The organism is Streptomyces indicus (assembly GCF_900100315.1).
GTDB lineage: Bacteria > Actinomycetota > Actinomycetes > Streptomycetales > Streptomycetaceae > Streptomyces > Streptomyces indicus.
Genome location: NZ_FNFF01000007.1, coordinates 289,631 through 315,240 on the forward strand (window position 1 = coordinate 289,631; position 25,610 = coordinate 315,240).

A 25,610-nucleotide genomic window follows, 5' to 3' on the forward strand; every position below is an offset into this window, starting at 1 on the left:
GGTCGGGGGCGCTCAGCGGGCCGGCTGCGCTCCCACCGCCGCGGCGTACACGTCCAGGGCGGGCCGGGGCTCGCGGCCGAGCAGCGTGCGCAGGTGGCCGACCGGCACCCCGCTGCCGTCCAGGAAGCCGCCCTGGATCGCCGAGTACGTGCTGAGCAGCATCGGCACCTGGAAGGGCAGCGCCTGCCCGGCCGCGGTGATTGCGGCGCGGGTGGCCGCCAGCGTCCCGGGCTCGTACGAGCCGCCGACCGCGGCCGCCAACTCCGCGCCCCCGAGCGCCACTTCGCCCACCAGCTCGTAGGTCCGCCCGGCGTGCGCGGCCGGGTCGAGGGCCACCCGCACCGCCGCCTCCGCCAGGTCCGCGCGCGCCACCGCCGCGAGCCGGCCCTCCCCGAGCGGCGCCGCGATCGTGCCGTCGGGGCCGGGTGCGGCGACGGCGGCGAGGAACTCGGCGTACAGGCCGTTGCGCAGCACCGTCCAGTCGAGCGAGGAGGTGCGCAGGCGGCGTTCGGTCCAGCGGTGGGCGAGGGCGTACGTGAGGTGGTCGCCGTCGCCGCTGAGGCTGGTGTAGACGACGCGCCGCACGCCCGCCTTCTCGGCCGCCGTTATCACCGCGTCGTGCCGGGCGATGACCACGTCGTCCTCGGCGGCGCCCGCCGAGATCATCAACAGGGTGTGGACGGAGGTGAAGTCGAGCGAGGCCGGGTCGTCGAAATCGATGCGCCGCTGCCCGGGTCCGGGGTTGCGCGTGCCGACGACGACGTCGGAGCGGTCCGCGAGCAGCGGCGATGAGGTGACGAGACGGCCGAGAGCGCCCGTGGCGCCGGTGATCAGAAGCATGGACTTATCGTTGCCGGGGCCGGCCCGCTTCGTAAGGAGGCACTTTCATGTCACCAGGGCACACCGATGTAACCGCGCAGGTCACGGGCGCGCAGGTCACGGATGCGCAGCCCGTGGGTGCGGACGCCCGGGTCACCGCGGAGGGCGATCCCGTCATCGTCTGCGAGACCCCGCAGGACGAGTGCGGTGTACGGGACGTCCTGGACCGCCTCGGCGACAAGTGGTCGGTGTACGTCCTGGTCGAACTGACCACGGGCACCCTGCGCTTCAAGGAGCTCCAGCGCCGTATCCACGGCGACGTCTCGCAGCGCATGCTCACCCTGACCCTGCGCCGCCTGGAGCGCGACGGCCTGGTGCAGCGGACCGTGCATCCGACGATCCCGCCGCAGGTCGAGTACGAACTGACCGCGATGGGCCGCTCCATGAGCCATCTGCTCCGGTCCCTGTCCGAGTGGTCGATCGCGCACCGGCCCGCCATCGCGGACGCCCGCCGCGCCTACGACGCAAGCCACCCGGCCTCGTGACCGACGCGACCGGCCGGTCCGGGCGCGGCGGCCGGACCGGCTCCGGCGACTCCACCGGCACGGGCGGCGCGTCCGACCCGGTGACCCGCGCCTTCGAGGCCGCGCTCTACACGGCCGACGACTCCGCGCTCGACACGGGCGCCGCCGTACTCGCCGCCGATCTCTCCCTCGTACGGGAGGCACGCGCGCGCGGCGCGGAGTTCGTCACGCAGGCCTGGCGGCGCGGCTGGCAGCCCGCCGACGTCGTACGGATGGTCCGTCGCGAACTGTCCGAGGAACACGCCCAGTTGGCCTCCGGCCTGATCCAGGACGAGACCGCGCGGTACGGGGACGGCCTGCCGCCGCGCTGGCAGGAGCAGCTCGCCGCGCTGCCCGGACGCCGCGAGCCCGCGGACCGTTTCCTGTACGCCACGGCGCTCCTCGAACTGTTCCGGCTGCTGCTGCGGCTGCCCGCACTGGAGCCGGTCGGCCCGGCACCGGGCACGGCCGGCCGGCTGCCGCCGCCGGCCCCGCACGAGCCGCGCATGCTGACCCGGATCCGCGCGCTGCTCGCGAAGGCCGAGGCGACCCAGTACCCGCAGGAGGCGGAGGCGCTCACCGCCAAGGCCCAGGAGCTGATGGCCCGGCACAGCATCGACGAGGCGCTGCTCGCCCACCGCGAGCACCCGGCCGAGACTCCTGCGGCCTGCCGGATCGGGGTGGACGCACCGTACGAGACGGCGAAGGCGATCCTGCTCGACGCCGTCGCCACCGCCAACCACTGCCGCGCGGTGTGGAACGAGTCCTTCGGCTTCTCCACGGTCGTCGGTTTCGCGCCCGACCTGGAGCTGGTCGAGCTGATGTACACCTCGCTCCTGGTGCAGGGCACGGCGGCGATGACCACGGCCGAGGCGGCCCAGCGCTCGGGCGGCCGCAAGCGCACCAAGACCTTCCGCCAGTCCTTCCTGATGGCGTACGCGCACCGGCTCGGCGAGCGGCTGCGCGCCACCTCGGAACACGTCGTGCCGGAGGACTCCTCACTGCTGCCGGTCCTGGCGGCACGGGAGGTGGCGGTGACGGGCGCGGTGGACGCGATGTTCCCGTCGACGACCACGACCCGCGTGCGGGGTGTGGACGACTCGGCCGGCTGGGAGCACGGCAGGGCGGCGGCGGACCGGGCGCGCACGGCGGGCCACGGCGCCGGGTCGCGCACACCGAGCAGGGCGCGGGGCGGAGGCGGCGGACGCGGGAGTGGTCCGCGTGGCGGCGGCTCGCGCGGAGACTGATCGGATCCGGGCGGCTCGCGCGCGGGGCCAGGTGCCGGGGTGCCGGGGCGGGAGACACCGGGCGCGAGACACCGGGGGCATGGGCCACCGGGGCGCGAGCCGCACCCCGAACCGCCGGCACCCGGAATTGTCAGTGCCGCCTGCCACCATCGGGACCATGACGCGGTGGGCCCTGGAGGCGACGGAGGACGGGGGCGCCCGGCTCGTCGCGCTGACCGCCGACGGTCATGCGGACGGGGAGATCCGCCAGGAGCCCGACCTCGTCGCCGCCGTGCGCAGCCGCCCCGAGGTCACCCGCTGGGTGTGGCGTTCCACCTTCGGCGTCTATCCGCGCCTGCTCGCCGCCGGTGTGCGGGTCGAGCGGTGCTACGACATCGAGGACGCCGAGTCGCTGCTGCTCGCCCACGAGGGCCGGCTCGGCGAGCCCCGTTCGGCAGCCGCGGCCCTCGCCCGGCTGCGCGGCGGCCCCGTCCCGCCCGACCCGCCCCAGCGCGCGGCCGAGCCCGGCTCGCAGTCCTCGCTCTTCGAGCCCGGCCCCGTCCCCGTATCCCTGGAGGAGCTCCTCCAGGTGTACGCGGACCAGCTGAAGCGGCATGACGCGGCCGAGCATCCCGGGCGGATGCGGCTGCTCACCGCGGCCGAGTCGGCGGGCATGCTGATCGCCTGCGAGATGAACCGCTCCGGTCTGCCCTGGAGCGCCGAGGTGCACCGCGAGGTGCTGACCGAGCTGCTCGGCGAGCGCTATGCGGGCGGCGGTGAGCCGCGGCGGCTCGCGGAGCTGGCGGACGAGGTGTCGGCGGCCTTCGGGCGGCGGGTGCGCCCCGATCTGCCCGCCGACGTGATCAAGGCCTTCGCGCAGGCCGGGATCCGCGTGAAGTCCACACGGCGCTGGGAGATCGAGTCGGTGGACCATCCGGCGGTGGAGCCGCTGCTCGCGTACAAGAAGCTGTACCGGATCTGGGTGGCGCACGGCTGGTCCTGGCTTCAGGACTGGGTGCGCGAGGGCCGCTTCCGCCCCGAGTACCTGCCGGGCGGCACGGTCACCGGACGCTGGGTCACCAACGGCGGCGGTGCTCTTCAGATCCCCAAGGTGATCCGGCGCGCGGCGGTCGCCGACCCCGGCTGGAAGCTGGTGGTCGCGGACGCCGACCAGATGGAGCCGCGCGTGCTCGCGGCGATCTCGCGCGACCCCGGTCTGATGGAGGTGGCGGGCCGGCCCGGCGACCTCTACCAGGCCGTCTCCGACCGCGCCTTCTCCGGCGACCGCGAGATGGCGAAGCTCGCGGTGCTCGGCGCGGTCTACGGACAGACCTCGGGCGACGGCCTGAAGAACCTCGCGCTGCTCCGCCGCCGCTTCCCGCGCGCGGTGGCGTACGTGGACGACGCGGCGCGGGCGGGCGAGGAGGGCCGTCTCGTACGGACCTGGCTGGGGCGCACCTGTCCGCCGGCCGCGGGGGCGGGCGAGGCGGAGGAGGCGGGCATCCCGCAGGAGGCACCCGAGCCGCCGGGCCCGGGCCCGGGCCCGGCCTCCGGCCCTGGCTCGGCTTCGGGTTCGGCTTCGGCTTCGTCGGAGGAGGACGAGGCCTGGGTCCCGGGCTATGCCTCGACCAACTCCCGTGCCCGCGGCCGCTTCACGCGCAATTTCGTGGTGCAGGGCAGCGCGGCCGACTGGGCCCTGCTGATGATGGCCGCCCTGCGCCAGTCCATGTCCGCGGCCAAACTCGCCGCCGAGCTGGTCTTCTTCCAGCACGACGAGGTGATCGTGCACTGCCCGGAAGCGGAGGCACCGGCGGTCGTCGAGGCGATCCGCGAGGCGGCCCAGCGGGCCAACGTGATCGCGTTCGGCGAGACGCCGGTGCGTTTTCCGTTCAGTACGGCGGTGGTGTCCTGTTACGCCGAGGCGAAGTGACCGGACACCGCCGCTTGTTACCCGTGCCCCTCTCCCGCCCTTCTACTGTCCTTCGACCCACTTCGGGCTGGTGGCAAGGGACTTGAGCTGTTCCTGGGTCAGGGCAGGTGTCGCACGGGTCGGCGCGTCGTGCTGCGTACCGGAGTTGAAGGCGCTGACGACCACGCGCAGTCCGTCCATGCGGATCGTGTCGGCGGTCCACATGACGCTCCCGTCGACGCCCTTGTCGCCACCGCTCTCGCGCCAGGTGTAGAGGATTCCGCCGGGCAGCTCCTCGGCGTCGCCGAAGAGTTCGCCGCTGACGTCCTCCATGCCCGGCTGGACGTTGATCTGGACGAGGCTCGCGCCCTTGCCGTCGTCGACGACGGCGTACGCGTACTCGCCCTCGCCGCCCTGGTGCAGGACCTTCATCCCCTTCGGCAGCAGCGAGAGGAACGTGGACCGGACGGCCTGGACCTGCGCCGCGTCCCCACCGCTGCCCGGTCCCTCGTCCGCGGTACCGCCCTTCGCGGCCTCCTCCTTCGCCGCCCCCTTCCCCGAGTCCTTGCCCGAGCCCTCCCCGGCGAGGCCGTCCGCGGGGCTCTTGCCCGGCGTGAGCCCGCCCTTGCTCTGGCCGGTCGGCTTCTCGAGTGCGGGGGCGTCGAAGACCGGATCCCACTTGTCGGAGGTCACGAGCGCCTTCAACTGCGACGGGGACAAGGGCGGTTGGGACCGGGTGACCGGAGCATCCTTCTCCGCGGCCGCGTTGTGCGCCATCGCGTCGATGAGGTGCCCCTCGTGGGTGGCGAGGACGGCCCGCCACTCCTTGGTCTCCGCGCGGCGGTCCGGATACACGTAGCCCTGGAACACCATCAGCCGCGACCCGTCCTCCAGCGTGCTGCTGGTGCACGCGTCGTGCGGGACGAGAACCTTGTCCGGGCAGGTGGTCATGGAGCGGGCCTCGTCGCCGTCCGGATCGGCCACCCGGTTGAACGAGATGGCGACCGCACCCTTGCCCTTGCCGTCGTCCAACACGACCCGGGCGTACGGCCCCGGCAGCTCATCGGTCCCCCGCCCGTCCGACTCGGTGACCTCCCCCTTCGGCAGCAGCGAGGTCAGCGTCCCGATCAGCTGCTCCCGGGTGACCGTGTCGCCCGTGGCCGGGGTGCCCACACCTGCCACCGCGCCGGTGCCGTCGCCTGACGACTCCGCGCTCTCCCGGCCGGCGGCCGCGGGCTGCGCCGGCCCCTCACCGGCCAGACCGGGCACGGCGACGGCACCCGTCACCGCGAGCGCAGCCACCGCCGCGGCCCCGCCGAACACCGCCGCCCGCCGCCTGCGCACCATGCGCCGTCCGCGCAGGTGCCCGCCCTCGACGAGCGTGTGCTGATCGGTGCTGAACCCCTCGCCCGCGCGCCGCAGCGCCTCGCCGAGCTCATCCTCGTACGACATCCGCTCTCCGTATCCCCTCATCGCCCCGTCCGTCCTCACCCGCACCGCCCGGCCTCACCGGCCGGCGGCATACTCCCCGACCTCGCCCCCGAGCAGCTCCCGCAGCCGCGCCAGTGCCCGCACCGAGCGGGTGCGCACCGCCGCCGAGCTGACGTGCATCACATCGGCGGTCTCCTCGATCGACCGGTCCTCCCAGTACCGCAGCACCACCACCGCCCGGTCCTTCGCGGACAGCTGCCGCAGCGCGTCGAGCAGCGTCAGCCGCAGCACCGCGTCCGCGTCCGGCGGCCCCGGTCCGTCCGGCAGCACCGCGGCCGGCCGCTCCCCGCTGCTGCGCCGCCGCGCATGCGCGAGATAACTCCGTACGAGAACGGTCTGGGCGTAACCGGCCGGATTCCCGATCCGCGCCACCCGCCCCCACACCAGGTACATCCGCCCGAGGGTCTCCTGTACGAGATCCTCCGCGAGATGCGTATCCCCGCCGGTCAGCAGGCAGGCCGATCGATACAGCTGCCGCGACCTCGCCCCCGCAAACTCGAGATACGCCTGCTCCCACTCCCCCGCCCGTCGCATACCCTCCCCGTCCGCTGTGGCGTGCTCTACCTATGTGATGCGGCGGGGACGGGAAATGTTTCAGTGTTCTCGCCGCGCATTCCGGCGGGTGTTTCTCCGCGCGCGGCCGGGCAGTCGGCGGGCCGGCACCGCTCGCCTGCCGGCGGACGCGGTCCGGCAGGATGAGCCGCATGCCCGACAGCCCCATAGCCACCCCCGACCGCCACACGGCCTCCGGCACCGGCACGGCCTCAGCCCCGGTTCCAGCCCCGGCCCCGGCCCCGGCCTGCAATGAGAACCTCCTCCCCGCCGCCCTGAGCGGACTCATCGAGGGCTCCGGCAACTGGCGGCCCGGCACGCTCGCCGGGTTCACCGAGGCCGGTGCCTACCTGACCGGGCAGCGCACGGAGGCGCCCGTCCGCTGGCAGGGCTGGAACTGGCACCGGTTCATCGGCGGGATCGGCGCGGTGGCGCTGCGGGCCACCGCCTTCCACGTGCCCGACGACCTGCGCGCGGTCCAACTGGCCCTGCTGGACGTCTGGTCCGCGACACCCTTCGCCGATCCTGAGGTCCGGGCCCGGATGCGTACCGGCACCATCGAGCTCGCCGACAAGGACACCTACGCCGCGCGGGACGCCCGCGGCGCGGTGTTCGCGCCGCACGGGCTCGGTTCGGGCGAGGAGGGGCAGCGCTTCATCGAGCTGCGCACGGCCGCGCCCGAACCTCCGGCGCCCGGCCGGGTCCTGAGCGGCGAGCCGGTGCCCGCGGCGAGTTGGGAGACCCCGGAGCGGCTGCGGCGCCTCGTCGGTCTCGTACGGGAGAAAGGGCCCGCGCCCTGGGACCGTGCCGCGGCCGCCCGCCTCGCCGGGGCGACGGGCCTGAGCCGGGCCGGCGCCGCGCTGCTGCTCGCCGGAATCCCCGATGTCGCGTACGGGCACCGGAGTCTGAGCTCCGAGGCGCGCAAGGTGATGGGGCTCGGGCAGGCCGAAGCGGCAGCAGGGGAACGCGAGCTGGCGGCGCTGCGCGTGTCCGCGCGCCTCGCCCTGCTGGCCGACGTCCTTCCGGAAGACCCCGGGCAGCTCTGGCGGGAGGGCGGCCAACTGGCGCTCGCCGAACGGATCGCGGACGCCTGGCGGGCCCAGCAGGGCGTGCGTCCGGACGTGCCGGAGGCCACGCTCGCCGTGGCCACGGAGCACACCGACGTACGGATGGCACCGGCCGCTCTCTGCGCGGTCCTCGCCGACCCGTCCCGCGAACCCCGCCTCACCCGCACCCCCGACACCCGCCTGCGGGTGAACCGCATCAGCCGCGGCGGCTGGGAGGGCGAGGAGGGCTTCCGGTTCACAGAGCTGATGACTGCGCTCTGCGACGCCGTCGACTGGATCTACGCGGAGCTCCCCGAAGGAGACCCCGTACGCGGCGGGGTCCCCGAGGCCATACGGCTGCTGCGGGAACGCCTGGCCGATCCGCACCTGCTCCTTTCGGCCCGCGGCCGCAGCCTGCGCGGCCGCGAGGTCGCCACACTCCTCGACACCTTCCCCGGCGCCGGTCCCTACCTGGACGCGGCCGAACCCCTGGAACACCCCACGCTCGACGACGGCCTGGTCGTCGTGGCGGAGGCCGGGCACGACCGGCGCGGCGACCGCGAGGCCCCCTCCGTGTTCTTCCGGCCGGGCCGGTACGGCGCCGATGAACGCTCGCGCCGCCTCGAGAGCGTGATCGACACGCAGCCGTACCCTTTCCCGTCACACCTGGCACGGGTCCGCTGGCTGCGCGGACCCGAGTGCGAGCGGATCGTGCGGCGCATCGCGGACCGGACGCTGCCGCCCGGCGGCTACGAATCGGACCCGCGCCTCTCCGCCCCGGACGTGGTCGAGGAGGCGGCCGCCACGACCGGCCTGCCCGAGGACGCCGCGACGCTCTACCTCCAGCTGCTCGCCCTGCCCGTCCCCACCGACCGCCGCATCCGCCGCTTCAACCGCTGGACGCCCGCCCACCACAAGGCGGTGACGTCCGCGCTCGTCGAGGCCGGCCTCGTGACCCCCGACCGCAGGGCGCGGGCGGGACGCGGGGTGTTCCTGCCCGGCGGCTGGGCGCGCGGCGACAAGTTCCACCCGCCGATGGAGACGTGGAAGGCACGGCTGCTCGGCGTCCGCGTCATCGGCGACAAGACGTACTCCGTCCCGGTGGCGGGCCCGCTGCCGGAGCTCTTCGCGAGGGCTTGGCGGGACCGCCCGCGCGAGACCTGACCCCTCACGATGCACACGGTCCCGCCCCTGCCCGGCCCCTGCCCGGACGGGGTGCGGACCGCGCCCGCGGCCCTGGTCGGAGGCACTCCGATTAACCCTGTAGACTTGGCGTCGCTGCTGATGCGAACCTCTTCCCACGGGGAGAGGTTCTCGTACGCACCTCGTACACATCGCCGCGGCGCCGCCTTAGCTCAGATGGCCAGAGCAACGCACTCGTAATGCGTAGGTCTCGGGTTCGAATCCCGAAGGCGGCTCACTTGGACCCCAGGTCAGACTGTGTCTGACCTGGGGTTTTTCATGCCTGGGGGTGGCGGCGGCGACGGAGACGAACGCGGCGAGGCTCCGTGGTCTCAGTTGTGGTCTCAGTAGAGCTCACCAACGGGGGTGCGCTCAGAGCTGTCCGGGCTGCCCTGGTGAACCTTTCCCTACTGAGTTCACGCTCCTCCCGGTTCCGCTGAAGCTCCTCGACCATCGCGAACGCCTGCTCCGAGGCGGCGAAGAGCCGCTCGTAGTTCGCGTTCAACGCTTCCATCGCCTCCCCAGAGGCTTGCCGGTATCGCTGAATGCTCTCCATCGCTGCGCGCAGTACGGGGTGCCCATCCAGTTCTCGAAGATCCCGGCCCTGTTCTCTATATGCCGCCACGAGATCTGCGAGGTCCCGGTGACGGCGCTCGTACTCTGCGGTTGCCTCGGGCACCGCGTCGACGGGAACAGGGTTTCCTTCAACCTCTGTTGTCGCGGCCCGCATGGCCTCAACGAACCTGATTGCGATGGCCACGTCTTCCCCCATCGACTTGGCGAGGGACTCAGCCGCGTACGTGACATCCTGCGGCCCCAGAAGCGCAATGCGCCGTGCACGTTCCTCCATGCGTCCTGCGGCAAGTCGAAGAGGCTCCAGTGCCGCCGCATCGGTGGAGTCGGCGTCAGCAGATCCTTGGGAGAGCCGTAGGCACTCATCCCAGGCTTCAAGAAAACTCTCGTAGGTACTGAGGCGTTCTTGGCGCATCCAGTGACCGTGCTCGACGGCGCCTTGGTCCTGTACCTGCCGCCGGACGGCTTCGGCGTTCTTCTCCGCGCCGAACCTAGCTGCCCGCGCTCCAACAACGGCTCCCAAGCCGGTTGCCACTAAACCGATCACCGCGATGGCGAGAGGTACCACGAAGTCCGTCACGGCGGCACATCATCGCTGGCCGATCGGTTCAGGGGAACACCGCGTTGTATACGAGCCCCCAGGCCGAAGGCGACTTCGGTCCGGGGGCTCTGTTCAATGGATGCGGCACCGACGGCGCGACCTGGCTGCCCGGGTGTCGTTCTGCCCAGTCTCGGACTCAGCGACGCCGGGGCGATTCTGCGACTGAGGGACGAAAAACTCGCCCATGCGTCGCATCGCGTCCTTCGAGAGGTGCGATCTTCGGCCGGCCGTGCGCGCGCGAGAACACATCGTCGAACTCCTGCCAAAGCTCCCCCGCCGCCCTGCACGCCTCGTCCTGCGTCATCTTGTGCTCACGCACGAACGGGATGAAGACGGGCGGGATCGGTACGGGTTCTGGCTCTTCACATGGAGACGATGGTCCCCGGCAAGCGGCACGGTGAACGCCGGCCACTCGGCCCGCTCCCACAACTGCCGCCCGAACTCGTCGGTCGCGTCGTAGTCCGCGCCGTAGAGCAGTTCTGCGGCTTCCTCACTGTCGGCGCACGACGTGAGGTGCCCCAGCCAGAACAGCGGCTCGTCCAAGAGCTGTGGCTGGTGCGTGAGTGGGCCGCCGTCGTATCCCGCTATGCGGGTGGGGTGCGGGTCTGCACTGTTCGACACGGGGACATCTTGCCGGGCGCGGGCGCCCGCCCGGAATCCCATGGATCCGCCGGGGCCGACACGGCAGAATCCCCGCAGAACCAGGGCGAGGGGGAATATGGTTGGACGTGTTCGAGTGTGCCGCGTGCGGTACGGAGCTGACGGCACCGGTGGCGCGGGTCGCTCTCCCTGTGCACACGCACTATGGGGCGTGGGAAGAACTCCATCCTCCGCTGATGGAGCCCGCGACGTACGCGGTGGAGCCCCTGCCCACCGGACCGCCCTGGCGGTTGTGGGAGGACGTCGGGGCGGAAGTGGCCGCTCAGCAGGGCGTGTTCGCCCGGGTGTACCGCGTCTCCTTCGGCGCGCGGAACAGGATCGTCATCGCCCCCGGCGACTCCCGGTCGATGGTCCTCATCCCCGAGAAGTGCGAAGGCTACTGCCGGGGTGTGGACGGCCGGGACGGTCCGAACCTGGCGTGTGAGGGGTGCGGGGACCCGGTGGCGACGCGTATGGACGACTGCGGCATGTGGCAGATGGTCTGGCTCGAGCCCGAATCGGTCGTACGCCGCTCCGCAGGTCCGCCGAGCGGACCACCTCCTGACTGGAGTGACCTGGAGCGTCCCGAGCATCGCGTTCCACCCGTCGAATCCGACGGATCGTGGAGCCGGCGCTGGGAGGCAGCCGTCGGCGTCGCACTGGCGCACCTTGTGGCAGTCACCGATGACCGTCCCGTGAGCCTTCCGGCCGGTTCTGTCTCGGAGTTGCTCGGACACGCGGTCGGTCAGTGTCTGCGGATTGGGAAAAACGGGGCATGGTCCTTGGAGCTCGGCGGGCCCGGGATTCCACTGCAGCACCCCCGGCCCGACGTCCTGCTCGTGCCCCGCCACCCCGTGACGGGCGCACCCTGGCGGCCGCCTGGTGACGAGGGGGCCGTGGTGCCGCTGGACAGCGGAGTCTGGGCCTACCTCGCGCACCCGCAGGAGACCTCTCCGATGCCCGCGGCCGGGGTACTGCCCAAGGGCATCCTGCGTGACGACTACCCGCTGCCCCCGCGGCCCTGGCGTCTGCTGACCGCCCACCGCTACGCCCTCACGGACACCTTGGCCCGCCTACCTGCCATACGCAGCCCCCGACTGCGCAGGTTCCGCGAGGACTGAGGTAGTCCGTGCCTACCCGAGCGGTCTTGCTGTCGTCCCCACCCGACGGAGGTCGGCTCATGGAGGACCTGGCTGCGGTCCGGGGCGGCCGAAGGGCCGGTGACGTCTATGGGAGGCGGGCGGCCTGCATCCCGGATGACAACGGCAAGAAGAAGTAGCCCGCACCACCTCGGCTGCGGCTCATTCGGCCCCAGGTCACGTACTCCGTGACCTGGGGCGTTCCCGTGACACGAGGGTGTCGGCGCAATGACGACAGAGGTTGTCGGGTTTACGGCCGACGATGCCCGTATGCGCGAAACCCCAGAAGAACTCGACAAGCTCCAGTCCCTCCTCGACTCCTCCCTCTCCGGCTCGACTGCACACCTCCGCTCGATCGTCGAGGGCCGCACGATCACCGCGGCGCAGCTCAGCGGGGTCCTCACCGGCATGTGCACGCTCGCCCTGTCCACGGTGACCGCGAAGGGTGAGCCGCGGATCAGCGGTGCCGACGGGCACTTCCTGCACGGCCGGTGGCACTTCGGCACGGCCCGCACCGCCGCCAAGGCCCGTCATCTCGCGGCCCGTCCGGCCGCCAGCGTCGCGCACCTGCGCGGCGAGGACCTCGGCGTGTTCACCCACGGCACGGTGGAGGAGCTGAACCCGCTCGGCGCCGAGCCCACCGCCGACTGGCGGGAACTCCTCGCCTACTTGAAGGACCACTACGGCGACGAGGACGCCTTCGACTGGGACCGCGAGGTCGTCTACTACCGGCTGAACCCGCACTGGATGACCGTCTACGCCCCCGACCTCGACAAGCTCATCGGCACGTGACGCCGGGTGCCTGCGCTCCGGGCCGGCGTCAGGGGTGACCCCGCGACCGCACTCAGGGTCCCCGCAGGGAAACGTCGGGGCGGCCCCCGATGTCCGGTGGGGTGGTGCGGCGGCACGCTGAAGGCATGATCGCGTCGAGGTTCCGCCGTCACCGTCAGCTGCTCGCCCCCGCCGTGTGGACCACCGTGGTCCTCGCCGTGGCGGCAGCCCTCTGGATGCCGTCGGTCAACGATCCGGGGCTCAGCCCCTTGCAGCTGACGGTCAGCGACTTCGCCGCGCTGGACCGCGGCGGGCCGATCGAGACCACGATGGGGCTGCTCGGCGCCGTGTCGCTGGTGCTGCTCGCGGTGGCGAGGACGGGGCGGCTGCCCGTGCGCGGGCTGCCGTCGGTGCTGATCGGGGTCTGGGGTGTGGGGCTGCTCGTCGCGGCCGTGGTGCCCACCGACCCGCTGACCGCCGAGCTCAGCGGGCCCGCGTATGTGCACCGGTACGCCTCCATCGCAGCGTTCCTGGCGCTGCCGCTCGCCGGGCTGATCCTCGACCGGCGGACGCGTCCGCTGCCGGGTGCGGCGGTGAAGTCGGGCGGGGCTGTGGTGGACGCGGCGGTGTCGGGCGCGGGGGTGACGGGCGGCGCGGTGTCGAGGGCCGCAATGCCCGTGCTGCGGCTGCGGGTTCTGGCCTGGGCGGCGCTGGCCGGCGCGGTGGTGATGGCCTGGTCGGCCGGGCCCGGCGGGCGGGAGCTCATCGGCCTGGTGGAGCGGGTGCTCCTGGGCTGCGAGGTCGCGATGATCGGGGTGTTCGGGCGGTACGTGCAGCGGTGGACGCCGCCCTCCGGGCTGCGCCTGGCGGCGTGACGGTGCTGCGGGTGCTGCGGGTGCTGCGGGTGCTGCGGGTGCTGCGGGTGCTGCGGGTGCTGCGGGTGCTGCGGGCATGGCGGAGGCGGAGGCGACCCTCGCCTCCGCCTCCGCCATGCCCGGGTTCCGGCGTGCCCGCTGTCCCGGCTTCCCGCCGTCCCGCCTTCCCGGCTACGCGCTCAAGTGCCCGTCCCCTGCCGCGCGTTGATGGCCTGCAAGCGGTCCAGGAGCTCGTCCTCCCTGCGGTCGAACGTCTCCTCGTCGATCTCTCCCGCGTCCAACTTCGCTTCCAGCGCGCGCAGTTCGGCCTGCACGGCCGAGGGGTCGTAATAGAGGCGCTCCGCTTCCGCCACCACCTGGTCCAGAACCCACATAGAGCCACGGACCGGGGCGAGCGGCAGCAGGAGCACCTCGCTCAGGAGGCCCATCGCCGCGTCAGGAGGCGGCGGACGAGGCCGACGGTGTCTGTTCGACGAAGCTGTACGGCGGCAGCGGGCCGTTGACCGTGAGGACGACGTGCGGGAGCTGCTGCCGGAGTTCTTCGACGGCCTGGAGGAGCTGTTCGGAGGTCTTGCGATCCACCAGGAAGGACAGGTTGGCGATCCAACCGCTGCTCTCCGGGCCGGGGTTGACGGCGTCGGCGTGCGGGGCGAGTGCCGCCCGTACCACCTCGGCGTCCTCGCTCTCGCGCTGCTGCACGCAGCGCGCGACCGCCTCGCCCAGGCGCAGCTTGTCCTCGTGGCTGCCGCCGCCCGCCGCCCGGTTGCGGGCAGCCAGTTCGCGCAGGTCGTCGTGGTCCGCCATCACGGTGCGCAGCACGCCCTCTTCGTCGTGCTGGGCCTTGACGTTGTACTCGACGCGGTCCTGCAACGCGGAAAGCCGCTCCTTGTAGTGCTCCGCGTGCTCCTCCAGCGCGGCGACGACCGCCGCGTCGTCCTCGGCCACGCTGCCGAAGCGCATGGGCAGCACGGTGCCGGCGGCCCCGGCCTCGGCCAGCACGTTCTGGTGCGCGAGCAGATCACGGCGCTTGGGCCGCAGCCCCTCGGGGGCGTCGCCGACCACCGCGGCGAGCCCGGCGCCCGTCACGACGCGGACCGTGGTCGCCGGGCTGCCGACGCCTTCCATGCCTTCGGGCAGACCCGTGTGGTCCGCGTCCGCGATCCCGTAGACGTACGTGCTCACTCCTGCTCCTCCTTACGGCTCGACGTGCGGCGCCGGCTGCTGGTCTGGCCTTCCTGGCGGGCCTGCTTGAACGCGTCGGAGATGGTCTCCGCCGCGCCGGACAGCGCTCCCTTGGTCTTGCCGCGGGCCCCGGACTCCAGGGAGTCGCCCACGATGTCGGTGAGCCCCGAGGGCTTCTTGTTGCCCGTCTCCAGGTCGAGGCGGTTGCACGCCTCGGCGAAGCGCAGATACGTGTCCACGCTCGCGACCACGACACGTATGTCGATCTTCAGAATCTCGATGCCGACGAGCGACACCCGGACGAATGCATCGATCACCAGTCCTCGGTCCAGAATGAGTTCGAGGACGTCATAGAGGCCACTGGTGCCTCCGCTCCCACCACCTTGGGTCGTGGCGACGGTCATGGGTGGTTCTCCTCCTCGCGTGCGTACGTCGTACGGTCTGCTGTGCCTGTGCCTGTGCCTGTGCCTGTGCGCCTGTGCCGGTCCGCCCGCGCGGGGGCGGTTCAGCCGGAGCCGCGGGCGTCCGACCGGCCGCGCTCGTAGCGCCGCACCCTGCGGTAGCCGGTGAGCATCCCCTCGTCGTCGAGCGTGACCTCGTAACTTGCGAGCAGGCTCATCGTGTCCGGGACCCTGGACAGCTCCAGGACCTCGACCTCCAGGAGCCAGCCGTCTTCGGTGGCGGCGAAGGACGACACCGACTCGACCGGCTGCCCGATGAGCTCCGCCAGTTGTTCGCGCCCTGCCCGAACTGCCTCCGCCGGGCGTAGCTTTCGCGGCTTCCCGGACTTCGCCTCGTCCCCGGCCTTCGCGTCACCGTCGGCCTTCGCGTCACGCTTGGCCTTGGCGTCTCCGTCGGCCTTCGCCTCGCCCTTGTTCCTCGCCGCTCCGGAAGAATTCGTCATCAGCGCCTCCCCGCCCGATTGCCCGCGTTTGCCCGGCCGAATCTCCGGTTCGCGTATCCGTGTGCCTGTTCCGGGTGTCCATGTGTCCGGGTGCGAGTCCGCGTGTCCGCGTATCCATGTGTCCGGGTCACGGATCGACACCGCGTCGTGACGGCACCGGGTGACCCGTACCGACGGCGGCAAACCATGCCCGGGGCACGTGACCCCGAGGGCCGCGCCGGTCGGCACGCGCGCGGTCCCGGCCGTCGCGAGCCGGGCTGCATGAGGGCGGACGGGCCGGGCAGACGGAGGCCGAAGGCGTACGCATCCGGCGAGGAGGAACAGACATGCTGATGGCACATCCGGCGGTGCACACGGAACTCGTCGCCCAGTACGACGCGCTGCGGGTCCTGAACGCCGAGCAGAGTTCGCCCGCCGTGCGCCAGCGCATGGACGACCTCGCGTACACCCTGTGCACCGCGACCGGTACGGCGGATGTCGACGCCGCGCTGGTCGCCGCCCGGCACCGGCTCCCCGGCGCACGCCCCGAGGACGACTCGCTCGTGACCGACTAGGGCCACGGACTCACGCGTACGGTCAGCGCAGCGGCACGTACGCCGTGACGACCTTGCCCAGGCCGTCGGCCCGGACCTGGATGACGGTGCGGGTGGAGACCCGTTCGACCAGGGCCCAGCCGAAGCCGCCCGGCTCGCCCGCCCGGCGTACGGGCGAGACCGGCAGGGCGGTGGACCCGTCGGCCACGGCGATCACCACGTGGCCGTCCTCCGTCCGCACCTCCAGCGCGGTGCAACCGCCGCCGTGCCGACGGGCGTTGGACAGCAGCTCCGAGCAGACCAGCTGGGCGTCGGCGAGCCGGTCCTGCGGCACCTCGGCGAGCCCGAGGGCGGCGCCGTACTCGAGCATCGCCGTCCGCACCAGGTGACGGGCCTGGGCTCCGGAGAGCTGACCGGGCGGCGCGGGCACGGGCAGCGCGTCGGATACCGGCGCCATGCCGGGCAAGGGGTCGGGCCCAGGCGCCTCACCGAGCCGCGGCTCCGGCAGAAGCGTCGTCCCGTCCACCGCGGACGGCAACTCGCCTGCTGAGTCCGCCTGTTCAGCCGCGAGCGGGACCAGCCCCTCGGGGACGTCCTGCGCGTCCTGTCCCCCCGCCGTGGTCAAGAGAACTGCCCGGCACCCGAGTTGTCCGCGCTCCGCGGCGCCGCCTCGTCCGCGGTGTCGGCGGCCGCCGTACCTCCGTCCTCGGACGGTCCGGCCAAGTGGTCGAGCGTCCCGGTGATCTCAAGGAGTCTGTCGAGGCCGGCGCTGCGCCGGTCGAGCCGCAACTCCACCTCTCTCGCCCGCAGTCGGCGCCGTAGCATCAGGAACGCCGAGAGGCCCATCGAGTCCACATGGTCGATGCCCGTGCAGTCCACGCGCAGCAGCTCGGTGCCGGGGTTCTCCGCCAGCGCTTCCGCCACGTAGCGGTCGAATTCCTCGCCGGTGTCGAAGTCGAGCGCGCCCACGGGGCGGACGGTGAGCACCCGCCCCTGCCGGACGGCGGTCAGTTCCAGGCCGGGCCGCCGGCTCATTCGTGCCTCCCCGGGTGCGGGATCGTCAGGGCGCTGCGGGCCGCGGTCAGGGTGGCCGCCGCGCGCGGGAAGTCGCCGAGCTGGTGCAGCAGCGAGTCCAGGGCCGGTACGAGGCACCGGGGCGGGACCCCGCGCGCCTGGAGGATGCCGCCGGTCCAGGTGATGAACGAGGTGAACAGGGCGGGGTCGTCGACGTAGAGCGCCGTGGCCAGGAAGCCGACGATGTGGTCGATGTCCTCCGCGGTCCGCTCGCGCTGGAACTCGCTGTACGAGCGCATCGCAGCGAAACCGTTCTCCACGTCCGCGAGCGTCTGCTTCACCAGCTGCGCCTTCGTGCGGCGCACCAGCGTGTACTCCTGGTCCTTGAGATGCGGCAGGTCCAGGTCGGGCGTGCGGGCCGCTTCGGGGCCGGGCTGCTCGAGACCGCGGGCCAGCAGCTCCGCGGCCGCCGTGGCGTCGGGCGCCCACTCCGCCTTCATGAGCCGCGCGTACCGCCCCTGGTCCCCGAACGCCGCGCCGCCCGCCACCACCGGCACCCCGGCGGCCTGGCAGGCGCTGATCGCGGTGTGGGCGGTGGGCAGGTGGCTGGGGATCGAGGAGGACAGCAGGACCGCCTCGGCACCGCTCGTGTGGACGTGGGCCACGAGGTGCTCGGTGGGCACCTGTGCGCCGAGGTAGTCGACGCGCCATCCGCGCAGCCGCAGCACCTCGGCGACCAGGCGCGCCGGCAGCGCGTGCCACTCGCCGTCGACGCACGCCACCACGGCCCGGCCGCGGTGGGGCGGGGGCAGCGCGTCCGCCGCGTCGTCGAGGAGCGCGGCCACGCAGCGCTCGTTGATCGCGGTGGCCGCGTGCTCCTGGGCGACGGTGAGCTCGTTCGCCGCCCACGCCAGGCCCACCCGGGCCTGCGCGGGCGCTATCAGGGAGAGCAGGACGTGCTCCACGGCCGCGCACCGGTCGCCGTCGAAGCCGCCGACCGCGGTGCGGACCGTGGCCACGGCGTGGATCTCGTCGCAGTCGAGCAGCGCGTCCCACAACTGGGTGCGCAGGCCGGCGAAGGAGTGCAGCTCCCTGCTGAGGGTCGTCATGCGGTGAACCTGCCCCTGGTGTGCCCGTCCACCGCGGTGAGATGGGTGTTTCTGGGCGCGGTGATCGCCAGCAGCGCCATGTCGTCGTGCCGTCGCTCGCCGGCCCACTGCGAGGCCAGCATCTGGACCCGTTCCGTGACCGCGTCCGCCGGCAGGCCGGCGCACTCGGCCAGGGTCTGCCGCAGCCGCCGCTCGCCGAACATCTGGTCGCCGAGCGGTCCTCCGCGGGCCTCGGTGATGCCGTCCGTGTAGAGCAGACAGGTCTCCCCGGGCGCCAACTCCACTGCCGCCGTACGGACTTTGATCTCGGGCAGGGCGCCGATGAGGGTCCCCCTGGTGTCGGCGGCCTCGACCGTGCCGTCGCCGCGGACGATCAGCGGGGCGGGGTGCCCCGCGCTGGTCACCCGCAACCGCACGACCCGGCCCTCGCGCCGCGCGGAGACCAGGGCGAGGGTGGCGAAGCGGGTGTGGTGCGAGGAGAGCAGGGCCGTGTTGAGGAGCGTCAGGAGCCGTTCGTGGTCGGCGGAGAACGGGAGCAACGCCTCAACGGTGTTGCGGATCTTGCCGGTCAGGACCGCGGCCTCAAGACCCTTGCCCGCGACGTCGCCGAGGACGGCGAAGGTCTCCCCCGTGGACTGCCCCGGACCTGCCTGCCCCGCACCCGCCGTCTGCCCCGCACCTGAGGGCTGCCTCGGGCCTTGGGTCTGTCCCGCACCCGGCGCCTGCCCCGGACCTGACATCTGCCCCGTAACCGCGGCCGACACCTGACCGGCCGACTGCCCCGCACCGGCCGACTGCCCGGACCCGGCGACCCGTCCCGGACCGGCCGGCGGCCCTGACCCAGACCCCGGCCCCGACCCCGCGGCCTCTCCCGGCCGCCCGTCCTCCACCTGCGCGGGATGGACGTCGTAGAAGTCCCCGCCGATCCGCTCTCCCGCCGTCGCGGCCCGGTAGCGCCCGGAGAAGTCGATGCCCTGGACGCGTGCGAGCTCGGGCGGCAGCAGGTCCCGCATCAGGACGCCGGCGATGTGCGTCTGCTCCGCGTAGATCCGCGCGGCCGAGAGCGCCGCCCCCGCCCGCGCCGCGAACAGCCGGGCGAAGTCCTCCTCCGCCTCGGTGAACGCCGACTCCCTGCTGCGCCGCAGCAGCACCACGGCCCCGGCCGGCAGCCCGTGCCCGGGCAGCGGGACCACCACCACGGAGCCCAGCTCGGCCACGGATCCGGCGAAATCGGCGGGCACGATCCAGGAGGGGACCCGGCGCGGGTCGATCCAACGGGAGGGCACGGGCGGGAAGCCGAGCAGCGCCTCGGGCAGGCCCGGCATCTCCTCGGGATCGACCGCGACCTTTTCCCGTACGGCGTCACCGCCGGTGACGCACCACGTCACGGGGCGGCTGCGTCCGCTGCCGACCCCGACGATCGCGACGGCGTCGGCCAGGTGCTCGGCCGCGAGGCGGGCGGTGACCTCCATGCACCGGTCCACGTTCAGGGACGCGAGGAGTTCGCTGGAAACCTGCTGCAACAGCCGTGAGCGGGCGCGCTCGGAGTCCAGACGGGTGCGCAGCGACCGTGCTTCGCCGTCGTCGACCAACCACCAGAGCAGGGCGCCCCGCCTGGTGCGGCCGGGGAAGGCGTCCACGCCGTGCTCGCCTATCAGGCCGCGCGCCGGCTGCGGGTACGCGTCCTCGCCCAGGGCTACCCGCTCGTCGTGGGCGCGCGCGAGCCACGGCGGTACGACGTCGGCGAACCGGGCTCCGGGGTGCGCCCCCGGCAGCAGCGCGCCGGCCCCGTCGCTGACGGAGACCACGGCGCCGCCCGTGTCGACAACGATCGACGGCCGCGCCTCGGAGGTACGCGACTCGGAGGCACGCGACTCCGAGGTACGCGCCTGCGGAACGCGTCCCGCGCACGTCGGTTCCGGAATGGAGACCATGCTTCGGCTGCCGCTGTCGCGACCGCCCACCGCCCTCTCTCGCGCGGGAATCAGTCACTCCACCGTACGGGGCCCGCGGGAACCGGCACAGGCCCCCTCGTCCGGCCTCCGCCTCCCAGGGCTGCTACCAGCGCAGACGCGGAGGGCGAGGGGGCCGGATTCACGCGGAAGTCGGAGTGCTCGCACACAAGCCCGGCCGGCGCGAGCAGCGCAATCGGCGCGAGCAGCGCAGTCGGCGCGATCAGCTTCACCGGGCACTAGGCGGAGAAGACACCGCCTGGCATCAGGCGGCGAGAACCTCACCCGGCGCGCGGCGGCGAGAAGCAGGCCGTGACGTCCTTGCCCTTGGGGCACGGCTGGGCGGACCAGGTGTCGGCGAGGGCGTCGACGAGCAGCAGACCGCGGCCGCCGAGCGCGTCGGCGCCCGGCTCGCGGGCCTCGGGCGGCAGCGGCGAGGAGTCGTGCACGGTCACGTGCAGGCACTCCGCGTCCCAGGTCAGGACGAGTTGGGCGGTGCTGTGCGCGTGCACGTGCGCGTTGGTGACGAGTTCGGACACGGTCAGGAGCACGGCGTCGGCCGTCTCCGGGGCGGTACGGGTCCACCCGAGGTCGTCCAGGCGCGCCCGGGTCCAGTCGCGTGCCGCCTTCACCCCGCTGCTGACGGGCAGCGAGCGCGCCCAGCCCACCGCCTTGAGCGACGCGTCGTCCATGGCCGTTCCCCTTCGTCCGCCCCGTATGCCGGTACGCGGCGGCCGTCCGCCCCGCGGTGGGGGCCGGCACCGCGCATGGTCACCCGTCGTTCCGCGCCGCCCTGCCGACGGCTTCCGCCACGCTGTCGCACATCTCCAAGTAGTCGCAGGTTCCCGTCAGTTCGAACACCCGCATCGCCTGCTGCGGCACCGCGACAAGGAGCAGCCTGCGCTGCCGGGCCACGCGCAGTACGTGGTTGAGCAAGGAGGAGTCACAGAAGGTCAGCGCCTTCATGTCGAAGGCGACGGGGCCCTCGTGCATCCGGAACGCCAGCGCCGTGGCCTGGGCCACCGACTCCACGTTCTCGTGGTCGAAGTCCCCCTTGAGCTCGATCACCCACAGCGGGCCCCGGGCATACGAAGCCCCGATGCCCGGCCAGTGATCACTGCGATCCACTCCGTCCTCCTTCGGACAGCTGTCACCACTCGGTTCCCCTGTGCGCCGCTTCCATGCCGGAGGGCGCGCCCGGGGCACAACTCGCCTGACCGAACGCCGCCGAGGGGCCGCGGAGGGAGAACGTGCCTCCGCGGCCCCTCGGCGCAGCACGGCTCAGGTGGTGGCGAGCAATTCCTTGCCCAGCCGCTTCATGATCTTGTTCAGCAGCCGCGACACGTGCATCTGCGAGCAGCCGAGCACCTCGCCGATCTCCTGCTGGGTGCGCTCCTCGACGAAGCGGAGATGGATGATCGTGCGGTCGCGCTCGTCGAGTTCGCCGATCAGCGGTGCCAGCGTGTGGAAGTCCTCGATGAGTTCGTACGCGCTCTCCTCCATGCCCACGAACTCGGCGAGCGGAGCCTCGCCGTCCTCGTTCTGCCCGGAGAGCGAGGCGTCGAGCGAGGACGCGTTGTAGCCGTTGGCCGCCATCTGCACCTGCGCCACCTCGGCCGGCTCCAGCTGCATCAGCTCGGCCAGCTCCTGCGTGGAGGGCGTGCGGCCAAGCCGGGTCTGCAACTCCTCGGTGGCCTTCGACAGTTCGAGCCGGGCCTCCTGGAGCCGGCGCGGCACGTGCACCGCCCAGGTCGTGTCACGGAAGAAGCGCTTGATCTCACCGGTGATGTACGGCACCGCGAAAGAGGTGAACTCGACTTCGCGGGACAGGTCGAAGCGGTCGATCGCCTTGATCAGGCCGATCGTGCCGACCTGCACGATGTCCTCCATCTCCTGCGGTCCGCGGTGCTTGAACCGCGAGGCGGCGTACTGGACCAGGGAGAGGTTCATCTCGATCAGTACGTTGCGCACGTACTGGTGCTCGTGGGTGCCCTCCTCCAGGGTGTGGAGCCGGTCGAAGAAGGGCTTCGAGATCTCGCGTGCGTCCTTCGGCGCCACCGATGCCGGGTCCACAACCGGGAGATCGGCCAGCTCCTGGGATGCCGTGGGACGCACCGGCGCTGAAACCGTCTGGGTGGTCATGTCCTTCCCTTCCGCTCGTGGTCGACTGCCGCTCGCTGTCGCGCTGTTGCCGGATCCATGTGCCCCGGTCCTCGGTCTCCACACCTCTTCCCGCTGAAGCGTGCGGAGGGATGACGCAAAATGTGCGCCGCGGTGCCCTGCTCAGATCCGGCCTGCGGTGAGGCGGGTGAGCGGTCCGTGCGCGGCGCGTTCGGCCCGCCGCCCGGCGGCGAACGCGGCCGCGGCCACAGCGGTGACCCCTGCCGCGCCGGAGGCGGCGACCAGCTTGCGCCCGCGGACTGCGGTCCATGCGGAGGCGGCCGCGGAGCCGGCCCGGCTCACCACGGGGGCCGCCTGTGCGCGGACGGTGCCGAGCGCGGAGGCCACGGCCGCGGTCGGGGAGGCCGCGGATGCGGACTTTGCCGCCCCGGCCGCCTTGTCCGTGACCGTCTTGGCCGCCCCGTCCGTCTTCCCCGCTGCTGCCGTCGACTTCGCCGTCCCTGCCGTCGACTTGGCCGCCCCTGCTGTCGACTTGGCCGCCGCGGCCGACTTCCCGGTGCCTGCCGTCGACTTGGCCGTACGTGCTGTGTTCTCGTCCTTCTGTCGTGTGTTCGCCATGGTCTCCGCATTGCCGCATCCCCCGCCGACAAACAACTCCGCCCTGCGCCGGCCCCCGCCCACTGCCCACGAGACCCCTCAACTCCCCCGTGCTGCCAAGCGAGTTGGACACTCGCATCCCACGGGTTTCACCTCGGCGCGCGCGGACATCAGAGGTTCCACCGTCACCCTTCGTCCACGGGAGGAAGACCCATGACCGAGAGCGTGTCCAGGCCCCCGTCCGGGAGAGCGCCCTTCACGGCCGAGGAAGTGATCGGCTTCGGCGTGCAGGCCGCCGACGGACCCGCGGGCGAGGTCGGCCGGCACACCGCCGAGGTCGGCCCCGACCACCTGGTCGTCAACCGCGGCGGCACCCTGTTCGACAAGCACGTCCTGCTGCCCTGCCGGATCGTGACGGACGTCGACCGGACCGCGGGCGTCGTGTACGTCTCCGCAACCCGGGACCTGATCAGGGACGCCCCGCGCTTCGACCCGGACCTCCGCGTGACCGACCCCGGCTACCGGGCGCACATCGACGCGCACTACGGGAGCGGCCCGGTGTGACACCCCGGCCGCGCCGTGCGCCCGCGGGGAGTTACGCACCCACGCCCGCGGGGAACCGACCCCGCATGAGCCACACCCCCTCCGACCCGGCGCCGGCCGGCACACCGGATGCGGATCCCGAACTCCATTCCGCCCTGCGGCTGTTGCGCGCATGCGGCGCCGAGGACATGGACCACCCCGGCGGCACCCTGCTCGCGCATCTGCTGCGCGTACGGCAGCGGCTCGCCGTCTGGGAGGCCCGCCCGGCGCTCCAACTGGCAGGCCTCTGCCACGCGTTCTACGGCACCGACGGCTTCGCCCAGGCCCTGCTGCCGCTTGAGCGGCGGCCCGAACTGGCCGAGGCGATCGGCGCGGAGGCCGAAGCGATCGTCCACTTCTACGGGGCATGCGACCGGAAGGTCTCGTACCGCGAACTCGGCACGTACCGGAACAGGTTCACGGGCCGCACCCGCGACGCCACACCCCGGGAGCAGCGGGACCTCGCCGAACTGACCGCGGCGAACGAACTCGATATCGCCCTCGCCGACGAGGAGTTCAGACTCCGCCACGGCGCGGACCTGCTCGAACTGTTCACGAGGATGCGGCCGGCCCTGAGCCCGGCCGCGTGGCGGGAGACGGCGAAGGTACTGGGCGACACCGCGTGAGCCACACCACGTAAGCCACACCGCGTGAGCGACACCCGCTGAGCGGCGCCGACCCGAGGGGCGCCGCCCCGCACCCTCAGTGACCCCCCACCCCCTCCTGCGCCTTGAGCGGCAGCAGCCGCAGGGCCGGGAGGCAGACCGCTGTGATCGCGAGGACCACGAGCAGGCTGATCTTCATCGCGTGCACCGAGCCGTCGGCGAGGAAGTGGAAGTAGACGGTCGTGACGGTGGCGGAGCCGATCCCGTTGGCGAGTTGCTGCACCGCGGTGAGGGAGCCGCTCGCGCTGCCCGCCTCGTCGGGGTCGATGTCGCCGAGCGCGATGTCGAAGATCGTGCCGAAGCAGGCGCCCATGCCGAGGCCGGTGACGAAGACCGCGGGTGCCAGGGCCCAGAGCGAGACGGACAGGCCCGAGGTGAGGACCAGGGCGAGCAGCCAGCCCGCCCCGGCCATGGTCAGGAGCATGCCGATGAGGACGAGCGTGCGGCCCAGCTTCGCGGCGAGGCCCATGCCCGCGAAGGCGGCCACGATGATGCCGAGGGTCAGCGGCAACATCCCGAGCGCGGTGTCGCCGGGGCTCGCGTGCAGCCCCTGCTGGAGGAAGAGCGAGATCACGTACGTGAGTCCGCTGGTCACCGCGAAGAAGAGCAGGCCGACGAAGAGGCCCGAGGTGAAGCCCTTGTTCCTGAGGAGCGAGGGCTTGATCAGCGGGCTGGCCGCGGTGCGCTGACGACGGGCGAACAGCGCGAGGAAGACCAGGCCCACCGCGAGCGACCCGAGCGACAGCGCGCCCCAGCCGTACGTGGAGCCCTCGATCAGGCCGAACATCAGGCCGAACATGGTGACGGCGAGCAGCCCGGCACCGCGCCCGTCGACGACCGTGCGGTGGTCCCCGTCGTCCTTCGGCAGCAGCCGCGTGGCGGCGAACAGGCCGAGGACGCCCAGGACCAGGTTGACGAGGAAGACCGGCCGCCAGGACAGCCCGCCGAAGTCGGCGTCGATCACGAAACCGGCCAGGACCGGGCCGCCCACGGAGGCGATGCCGAGCAGCGGGCCGAAGAGCTGGAAGGCCTTGCGCAGCATGTCGCGCGGGAAGGTCTTCGTCAGGATCGCCATGCCCTGCGGGATCATCAGCGCGCCGAAGGCGCCCTGCACCGCGCGGGCCACGACGAGCAGCGCCGGGTCGGGCGAGAGGCCGGCGACGGCGGAGGCCGCGGTGAACCCGGCCATGCCGATCAGGAAGAGCCGACGCTGGCCGTACTTGTCGCCGAGCCGGCCGCCGACCACGAGCAGGACGCCCATGGCCAGGGCGTAGGCGGAGCCGAGCCACTTGATCAGGGACTCGCCGCCGCCGATGTCGCCGACGATCGTCGGCGCCGCGATGTTGGTGACGGTCGCGTCGATCATGTCGAGCGCGTCGGCCAGCAGGACCAGGCCGAGGATCAGCCACAGGGCGGTACGGGAGAGGGCGGCCGCCGTCGTGGGCGGCCCGGTGAGAGCAGGCGTCGCGGACATGACGGCCTCCTTGGGGGGTGGGTGGGGGCGGGACGAGTGGCGGCGTGCTCGCCGCGGGCCCGCGTCGGATGGCGGCCGCGGTGGCCGCACT

Annotated in this window: 28 protein-coding genes and 1 tRNA gene; 11 read left to right on the forward strand and 18 right to left on the reverse strand. The window is 72.7% G+C overall.

Annotated features, from left to right (window positions below; all coding sequences use genetic code 11):
* Positions 1-12: 12 nt before the first annotated feature.
* On the reverse strand, positions 13-840 hold the full coding sequence (locus BLT97_RS19760) for an NAD(P)H-binding protein (RefSeq protein WP_093612029.1): 828 nt from the start codon (positions 838-840) through the stop codon (positions 13-15).
* A gap of 47 nt (positions 841-887) precedes the next feature.
* On the opposite strand from BLT97_RS19760, the gene BLT97_RS37905 reads away from it, so the two are divergent.
* The 3 genes from BLT97_RS37905 (at position 888) to BLT97_RS19775 (ending at position 4,538) form a co-directional block, all read left to right on the forward strand.
* Positions 888-1,364 carry a winged helix-turn-helix transcriptional regulator gene (locus BLT97_RS37905; protein WP_093612031.1) on the forward strand — a complete coding sequence of 159 codons (477 nt, stop codon included), beginning with the start codon at positions 888-890 and terminating at the stop codon, positions 1,362-1,364.
* Between the two features lie 80 nt (positions 1,365-1,444).
* The gene (locus BLT97_RS19770; RefSeq protein ID WP_093612216.1) at positions 1,445-2,629 is read left to right on the forward strand and encodes a DUF2786 domain-containing protein; all 1,185 of its coding nucleotides are present in this window, start codon (positions 1,445-1,447) and stop codon (positions 2,627-2,629) included.
* A 157-nt stretch (positions 2,630-2,786) separates the two neighbouring features.
* The gene (locus tag BLT97_RS19775; RefSeq protein WP_093612033.1) at positions 2,787-4,538 is read left to right on the forward strand and encodes a bifunctional 3'-5' exonuclease/DNA polymerase; all 1,752 of its coding nucleotides are present in this window, start codon (positions 2,787-2,789) and stop codon (positions 4,536-4,538) included.
* A gap of 42 nt (positions 4,539-4,580) precedes the next feature.
* On the opposite strand, the gene BLT97_RS19780 is transcribed toward BLT97_RS19775, so the two are convergent.
* Entirely contained in the window at positions 4,581-5,969 is a 1,389-nt protein-coding gene (locus tag BLT97_RS19780) for a hypothetical protein (RefSeq protein ID WP_245769421.1), read from the reverse strand.
* A 54-nt stretch (positions 5,970-6,023) separates the two neighbouring features.
* Entirely contained in the window at positions 6,024-6,542 is a 519-nt protein-coding gene (locus tag BLT97_RS19785; RefSeq protein WP_093612037.1) for a SigE family RNA polymerase sigma factor, read from the reverse strand.
* Between the two features lie 170 nt (positions 6,543-6,712).
* Between BLT97_RS19785 and BLT97_RS19790 the strand changes: the two genes are divergently transcribed.
* Both BLT97_RS19790 and BLT97_RS19795 read left to right on the forward strand, forming a co-directional pair.
* Positions 6,713-8,770, forward strand: coding sequence for a hypothetical protein (locus BLT97_RS19790; RefSeq protein WP_093612039.1), 2,058 nt, complete (start codon positions 6,713-6,715; stop codon positions 8,768-8,770).
* A gap of 180 nt (positions 8,771-8,950) precedes the next feature.
* A tRNA-Thr gene (locus BLT97_RS19795) sits at positions 8,951-9,024 on the forward strand.
* Positions 9,025-9,065: 41 nt separating this feature from the next.
* Here the strand turns inward: BLT97_RS19795 and BLT97_RS19800 are convergent.
* Together BLT97_RS19800 and BLT97_RS38560 are read right to left on the reverse strand one after the other, a co-directional pair.
* Positions 9,066-9,941, reverse strand: coding sequence for a hypothetical protein (locus tag BLT97_RS19800; protein WP_143041353.1), 876 nt, complete (start codon positions 9,939-9,941; stop codon positions 9,066-9,068).
* Between the two features lie 321 nt (positions 9,942-10,262).
* Complete coding sequence (locus tag BLT97_RS38560) at positions 10,263-10,505, reverse strand: hypothetical protein (protein ID WP_245769422.1); 243 nt, start codon at positions 10,503-10,505, stop codon at positions 10,263-10,265.
* A 293-nt stretch (positions 10,506-10,798) separates the two neighbouring features.
* On the opposite strand from BLT97_RS38560, the gene BLT97_RS19815 reads away from it, so the two are divergent.
* The 3 genes from BLT97_RS19815 (at position 10,799) to BLT97_RS19825 (ending at position 13,386) form a co-directional block, all read left to right on the forward strand.
* Positions 10,799-11,722, forward strand: coding sequence for a hypothetical protein (locus BLT97_RS19815; protein ID WP_245769423.1), 924 nt, complete (start codon positions 10,799-10,801; stop codon positions 11,720-11,722).
* A gap of 288 nt (positions 11,723-12,010) precedes the next feature.
* Complete coding sequence (locus BLT97_RS19820) at positions 12,011-12,532, forward strand: pyridoxamine 5'-phosphate oxidase family protein (protein WP_093612045.1); 522 nt, start codon at positions 12,011-12,013, stop codon at positions 12,530-12,532.
* A gap of 125 nt (positions 12,533-12,657) precedes the next feature.
* The gene (locus BLT97_RS19825) at positions 12,658-13,386 is read left to right on the forward strand and encodes a DUF998 domain-containing protein (RefSeq protein WP_176953832.1); all 729 of its coding nucleotides are present in this window, start codon (positions 12,658-12,660) and stop codon (positions 13,384-13,386) included.
* Positions 13,387-13,565: 179 nt separating this feature from the next.
* Here BLT97_RS19825 and BLT97_RS19830 read toward each other — a convergent pair whose 3' ends face one another.
* The 4 genes from BLT97_RS19830 to BLT97_RS19845 all read right to left on the reverse strand — a co-directional run bounded on the left by BLT97_RS19830 (position 13,566) and on the right by BLT97_RS19845 (position 15,472).
* Positions 13,566-13,814, reverse strand: coding sequence for a gas vesicle protein GvpG (locus tag BLT97_RS19830; RefSeq protein ID WP_093612049.1), 249 nt, complete (start codon positions 13,812-13,814; stop codon positions 13,566-13,568).
* A 7-nt stretch (positions 13,815-13,821) separates the two neighbouring features.
* Positions 13,822-14,568, reverse strand: coding sequence for a GvpL/GvpF family gas vesicle protein (locus tag BLT97_RS19835; RefSeq protein ID WP_093612051.1), 747 nt, complete (start codon positions 14,566-14,568; stop codon positions 13,822-13,824).
* The gene (locus BLT97_RS19840; RefSeq protein ID WP_093612053.1) at positions 14,565-14,972 is read right to left on the reverse strand and encodes a gas vesicle structural protein GvpA; all 408 of its coding nucleotides are present in this window, start codon (positions 14,970-14,972) and stop codon (positions 14,565-14,567) included. The genes BLT97_RS19835 and BLT97_RS19840 overlap by 4 nt, the downstream gene beginning before the upstream one ends.
* Positions 14,973-15,073: 101 nt before the next feature.
* The gene (locus tag BLT97_RS19845) at positions 15,074-15,472 is read right to left on the reverse strand and encodes a gas vesicle protein GvpO (RefSeq protein ID WP_093612055.1); all 399 of its coding nucleotides are present in this window, start codon (positions 15,470-15,472) and stop codon (positions 15,074-15,076) included.
* Positions 15,473-15,798: 326 nt separating this feature from the next.
* Here BLT97_RS19845 and BLT97_RS19850 point away from each other — a divergent pair, with 326 nt between their 5' ends.
* Positions 15,799-16,026 (forward strand): DUF5133 domain-containing protein, encoded by a 228-nt coding sequence (locus BLT97_RS19850; RefSeq protein ID WP_093612057.1) that lies wholly within the window; start codon positions 15,799-15,801, stop codon positions 16,024-16,026.
* 22 nt (positions 16,027-16,048) lie between these two features.
* Here the strand turns inward: BLT97_RS19850 and BLT97_RS19855 are convergent, their stop codons facing one another.
* From BLT97_RS19855 to BLT97_RS19890, 8 genes are all read right to left on the reverse strand, one after another.
* Positions 16,049-16,462, reverse strand: coding sequence for an ATP-binding protein (locus BLT97_RS19855; protein ID WP_143041354.1), 414 nt, complete (start codon positions 16,460-16,462; stop codon positions 16,049-16,051).
* A 164-nt stretch (positions 16,463-16,626) separates the two neighbouring features.
* On the reverse strand, positions 16,627-17,040 hold the full coding sequence (locus BLT97_RS19860; RefSeq protein ID WP_093612061.1) for an STAS domain-containing protein: 414 nt from the start codon (positions 17,038-17,040) through the stop codon (positions 16,627-16,629).
* Positions 17,037-18,128 carry a cobalamin B12-binding domain-containing protein gene (locus tag BLT97_RS19865; protein ID WP_093612063.1) on the reverse strand — a complete coding sequence of 364 codons (1,092 nt, stop codon included), beginning with the start codon at positions 18,126-18,128 and terminating at the stop codon, positions 17,037-17,039. Before BLT97_RS19865 ends, BLT97_RS19860 begins: the two co-directional genes overlap by 4 nt.
* Positions 18,125-20,062: a PP2C family protein-serine/threonine phosphatase gene (locus BLT97_RS38565; protein ID WP_245769424.1), complete on the reverse strand. Its 1,938-nt coding sequence runs from the start codon at positions 20,060-20,062 to the stop codon at positions 18,125-18,127. Before BLT97_RS38565 ends, BLT97_RS19865 begins: the two co-directional genes overlap by 4 nt.
* Positions 20,063-20,361: 299 nt before the next feature.
* Positions 20,362-20,772: an ATP-binding protein gene (locus BLT97_RS19875; protein ID WP_093612065.1), complete on the reverse strand. Its 411-nt coding sequence runs from the start codon at positions 20,770-20,772 to the stop codon at positions 20,362-20,364.
* A gap of 79 nt (positions 20,773-20,851) precedes the next feature.
* Positions 20,852-21,208, reverse strand: a complete 357-nt coding sequence (locus tag BLT97_RS19880) for an STAS domain-containing protein (protein WP_176953833.1) — start codon at positions 21,206-21,208, stop codon at positions 20,852-20,854.
* A 153-nt stretch (positions 21,209-21,361) separates the two neighbouring features.
* Positions 21,362-22,222 carry a SigB/SigF/SigG family RNA polymerase sigma factor gene (locus BLT97_RS19885; RefSeq protein ID WP_093612069.1) on the reverse strand — a complete coding sequence of 287 codons (861 nt, stop codon included), beginning with the start codon at positions 22,220-22,222 and terminating at the stop codon, positions 21,362-21,364.
* A gap of 141 nt (positions 22,223-22,363) precedes the next feature.
* Positions 22,364-22,819, reverse strand: coding sequence for a hypothetical protein (locus BLT97_RS19890; RefSeq protein WP_093612071.1), 456 nt, complete (start codon positions 22,817-22,819; stop codon positions 22,364-22,366).
* A gap of 192 nt (positions 22,820-23,011) precedes the next feature.
* Between BLT97_RS19890 and BLT97_RS19895 the strand changes: the two genes are divergently transcribed.
* Together BLT97_RS19895 and BLT97_RS19900 are read left to right on the forward strand one after the other, a co-directional pair.
* Positions 23,012-23,362 (forward strand): hypothetical protein, encoded by a 351-nt coding sequence (locus BLT97_RS19895; RefSeq protein ID WP_093612073.1) that lies wholly within the window; start codon positions 23,012-23,014, stop codon positions 23,360-23,362.
* 65 nt (positions 23,363-23,427) lie between these two features.
* Positions 23,428-24,006 (forward strand): DUF6817 domain-containing protein, encoded by a 579-nt coding sequence (locus BLT97_RS19900; protein WP_245769425.1) that lies wholly within the window; start codon positions 23,428-23,430, stop codon positions 24,004-24,006.
* Between the two features lie 76 nt (positions 24,007-24,082).
* Here the strand turns inward: BLT97_RS19900 and BLT97_RS19905 are convergent, their stop codons facing one another.
* A complete protein-coding gene (locus tag BLT97_RS19905) occupies positions 24,083-25,519 on the reverse strand; it encodes an MFS transporter (protein ID WP_093612075.1) in 1,437 nt (478 codons plus the stop codon).
* Between the last annotated feature and the right edge of the window lie 91 nt (positions 25,520-25,610).